This is a genomic window from Pseudanabaena sp. 'Roaring Creek' (assembly GCF_001402795.1).
Classification (GTDB): domain Bacteria; phylum Cyanobacteriota; class Cyanobacteriia; order Pseudanabaenales; family Pseudanabaenaceae; genus Pseudanabaena.
Genome location: NZ_LIRE01000730.1, coordinates 1 through 4,058, shown reverse-complemented (window position 1 = coordinate 4,058; position 4,058 = coordinate 1). Strand labels below are relative to the sequence as shown.

The 4,058-nt window shown below is 43.9% G+C and carries 3 protein-coding genes; 1 reads left to right on the top strand and 2 read right to left on the bottom strand.

The genetic code is table 11. The features are described 5' to 3' along the window. Positions 1-292: 292 nt before the first annotated feature. Complete coding sequence (gene glmM / locus AC805_RS21490; protein WP_055077300.1) at positions 293-1,675, bottom strand: phosphoglucosamine mutase; 1,383 nt, start codon at positions 1,673-1,675, stop codon at positions 293-295. Between the two features lie 384 nt (positions 1,676-2,059). Here glmM and AC805_RS21485 point away from each other — a divergent pair, with 384 nt between their 5' ends. Further along, positions 2,060-2,560 (top strand): CGLD27 family protein, encoded by a 501-nt coding sequence (locus AC805_RS21485; RefSeq protein ID WP_231664086.1) that lies wholly within the window; start codon positions 2,060-2,062, stop codon positions 2,558-2,560. A 209-nt stretch (positions 2,561-2,769) separates the two neighbouring features. Here AC805_RS21485 and AC805_RS21480 read toward each other — a convergent pair whose 3' ends face one another. Next, on the bottom strand, positions 2,770-3,915 hold the full coding sequence (locus AC805_RS21480; protein WP_156341525.1) for an undecaprenyldiphospho-muramoylpentapeptide beta-N-acetylglucosaminyltransferase: 1,146 nt from the start codon (positions 3,913-3,915) through the stop codon (positions 2,770-2,772). Positions 3,916-4,058: the final 143 nt, after the last annotated feature.

The following is a 4,058-nucleotide window of genomic DNA, read 5'->3' as shown; positions in this document are numbered from 1 at the left end:
GCGCCGCCAGTCAATTCTTGGGGTTTATGTCCTAGTATATTTGGCGATAGCTATAAAAGCCTTGCGTAGCAGGGCTTTTATTTTTGGGCTTTTAAAATTTACCAGCTTAACCCGAACTGACGTTATACCAATTCACAAAAGTGTTGTCACACTTTTGTGAATTGAAAACTAAACCTAGTAAGGGTTTGAGAAACAAAAAATGGCGTAGCCATTTTTTGTTTTGGTATTACTTAGCAAAGTTTTCCCAAACTAAGAATGGCGGCGCGTAGCGCCGCCATTCTTGGCTTTTTTTTTAAGCCTTAACAAGTTGTTTTTCAATCAACCCGACCAAACTATTTGTCCAATGATTTGCTAAGTCGAAGGTTTCTGCCTCGACCATTACACGCATCAGTGGTTCTGTGCCAGAAGCGCGAACTAAAATCCTGCCCCGATCGCCTAAATCTTGCTCGGCTAAGGCGATCGCTTGGACTAGGGCATCACAGGATTGCCAATTGCGGCGCTGGTCGCGATCTTCCACGCGCACATTTTTGAGTAATTGGGGAAAAGGATGAAAACTGCGATCCATTAGTTCGTCGAGGGGAGCTTTTTGTTTCGCAAGAGCAGCGAGATGTAGTGCTGCTAGCAAACCATCACCACTAACTGCATAGTGACGGCATAGCACATGTCCCGACTGCTCTCCGCCCAGCATGGCTCCCGATCGCACCATTTCCGCATGGACATACTGATCCCCAACGGCTGTCCGTACTAAGTTACCACCTAGTTTTTGCCAAGCTCTTTCAAAGCCCAGATTTGCCATTACCGTGGTCACGATCGCGCTGTTGGGCAGTTGATTTTTTTCCATCAACTCCTGTCCCCATAGGTACAGGATATAGTCGCCATCGACGATCCGACCATGACGGTCAACAGCCAAAACGCGATCGGCATCGCCATCAAAGGCAAAGCCCATATCCGCATGATGTTCTTTCACGGCTGCGCGTAAGGGTTCGAGATGGGTAGAACCGCAATTCACATTAATCCGATCGCCATCGGGATCTTGGTGCAAACAAATCACCTCCGCTCCCAGATTCCGAAATACTTGCATCGATACAAGGGTTGCCGAACCATAGGCAAGATCGAGCACCACCTTCAAACCACTTAAATCTGTAGCGATCGAGGTTTGTAAAGACTCTTGGTAGCGATCGATTAAATGGGATTTTTCCTGATATTGACCCCAATCCTGAGAGGGCTGAGACAGATTGGCATGGTCTCGCGATTCTAAAACTGCCTCGATCGCCTTCTGAGTTTCGCTACAAAGTTTTGTCCCATTTGCCCCAAAGAACTTAATGCCATTATCCTCTGGTGGATTGTGGCTAGCTGAGATCATGACACCACCAAAAATTTCAGGAGAATGCGCAGTTAGGTAAGCTACTGCAGGGGTAGGGCATAGCCCAATATGCCAAACATCCCAACCTGCGGCGGTTAATCCTGCGGAAATCGCCGTCGATAGCATATCTCCTGAAGTTCGGGAGTCCTGCCCTATTGCGATCGCACGGGCTTGATCCGCGAGATCTGCGCAATCTTGTTCGACCCGTTCCTTTAAAATTTTGCCTGCACTAATACCGACTTCAAGAGCCAATGTCGCTGTGAGAAAATCACCGACATGACCGCGAATGCCATCCGTACCAAACAATTTCATAAACTCTACTCCACTCACACCTTATACCAAAGTACAAAAAGGCTACGCTATTTTGTGCTTTATTCTTATACCAATGGGCGCAATTAAATATAAAATCCTAAATCCTGCGGCGCAGACTTTACATCTGGATTTAAATTATGCTCAGCTACTTACAAAAATAAAATCAAAAATAAAATCAAAAATAAAATCAAAAATAAAATATAGCTATAGCCAAATAAGTTAAGACATAAAACCCAGAAGAGTATTGCGGCGCGAAGCGCCGCAATACTCTTCTGGGTTTTGTTTTTGTCCTAACATAACTGGCTACTGCTATAACAGCAATTAGATTCGCAAGCCCGCAATATTTCGGTATGGCTTATTGCTACACTAACTAAGTAAGTCTCCATGATTTCTCCATCCATGTCCTGTCCAGTTCCTAAAGATCAACAACCACTCAATGAATATGTCGAGCTTAAGGAAGCTTTCTTTTATCGTTGGGCAAAATTGGAGCGATCGCAATATTTACGTATGTTATTGCTGATCTGGTTGGGGTTTGCGATTATTTTTTCGCCCGTCGCGATGAGCATTCAATCCCCAAATCGGCATCTATGGCAGTTTATTTGTGTTGCGAATATTGGCGGGTCGGTGGGTCTAATTTTGCCAGTGCTGCTGCTGCTATCGGGATGGGGACATGTGAAACAACGCCTTGATAGTGCCAAGATTTTTTATGAAGAGTCAGGCTGGTATGACGGACAAACATGGGAAAAGCCTGAAGCCGACTTAGCGAAGGATCGGTTGCTGGTAGCCTACGAAATAAAACCAGTAATGACGAGATTACAAAAAACTCTATTGGGCATAATTGGGATTCTATTGTTAAGTTTCGGCATTTTAAATATTTTGCATTAATTAAGTAGTCGGTCGCTATTAAAACCCGTAGCGGACGCGCAGCGTCTGCTACGGGTTTTGGCTATGGCTTTTAGTTATGCTCAGCTACTTATTAATGCAACGTAATAAATAGTGAGGACAAATCAAACCCCTAAAGATGAGTTGCGGCGCTTTGCGCCGCAACTCATCTTTAGGGGTTTATGTCCTAAGTAAACTTTACGTTGCTATAGCTATTGAAACTCTTTGATTAAAGTCGCGATCTGCGCGATCGCGTTAGTTGCCTCGCTTTGATTCATGTGCTGGATATATTCATTGCGATGCAGATCGAGATCGGCGATCGCCTTTAATAAACTCTCACTAGTTAAGTCTTCTTCTAGCAGGACAGCACTATAGCCACGAGTTTGAAAAGACTGAGCATTAAGAATCTGATCGCCTCGACTGGATAATTTTGATAGGGGAATTAATAAATGCGGTTTGCGTAAAGTCAGAAACTCGAATACTGCATTAGCCCCCGATCGGGACACCACTAAATCAGCGATCGCTAAAATATCCGCAAGTTCCGTTCCTAAATACTCAAATTGCCGATAGTTCGGATGTCCTTCGAGATTAGTATCGATATTCCCTTTGCCGCAAGCATGAACAACTTGGTATTTCTGTGTAAGGGAAGATAAAATCGAACGCACAGCTTGATTTATTTTTGCCGATCCCGTACTACCACCTACCACATACAGAACTGGTAAATCGAGATTAAATCCGCAAAGTTCACGACCTCTGGCGGCATTACCTTGCAGAATATCGGGACGAATGGGCAAGCCCGTATGCTTGACTTTGGCAGCATATTTGGCTAACGCCTTCGCAGTTTCGGGAAAGGTAACACAGATTTTCGTAGCAAAAGGAATTGATAAACGGTTGGCTAAACCTGAAGAGAAATCGGACTCATGGATAATGACAGGAATTCGTTGCAACCAACTGGAGAAGATCACGGGAACGGTCACGAAACCCCCTTTAGAAAACACAACCCTAGGTTTAATCTTGGCGATCGCCCCATAGGCATCGAAGATGCCCTTAATTACCTTAAACGGATCGATGAAATTCTGCCAAGAAAAATAACGGCGTAGTTTTCCCGATGAGATGCCATAATAAGGAATACCAGCTTCCGCAACTAGCTTTTTTTCAATACCGTTTTCAGAGCCAATATAGACAACTTCCCATCCTTCAGACTCAAGGCTGGGAATTAAGGCAAGATTGGGACTAACATGACCAGCAGTGCCTCCACCCGTCAACACAATTTTGGGATTCTTATCTAAGTATTTAGATTCTGATTGGAAGTTTGACGGATCTTTTGACCGATCTTTAGTCTGGTTAATTGCGCCCACAGGTGTTAAACGTCTCTAGATATTTGACTATTTTGACTATTAAGAATACTGAATTATTTATTATCAGTATTGTATCATTGTACCAATTTCATGGCTATTTCTTAGGGGCTAGCACATATAGCTATAGCCAAATAAGTTAAGAC

What these genes read in the sequence shown, in the direction of transcription:
- AC805_RS21485 (WP_231664086.1), top strand. Translation starts at nt 2,060, where the DNA reads ATGATTTCTCCATCCATGTCCTGTCCAGTTCCTAAAGATCAACAACCA.
- glmM (WP_055077300.1), bottom strand. Translation starts at nt 1,675, where the DNA reads ATGAAATTGTTTGGTACGGATGGCATTCGCGGTCATGTCGGTGATTTT.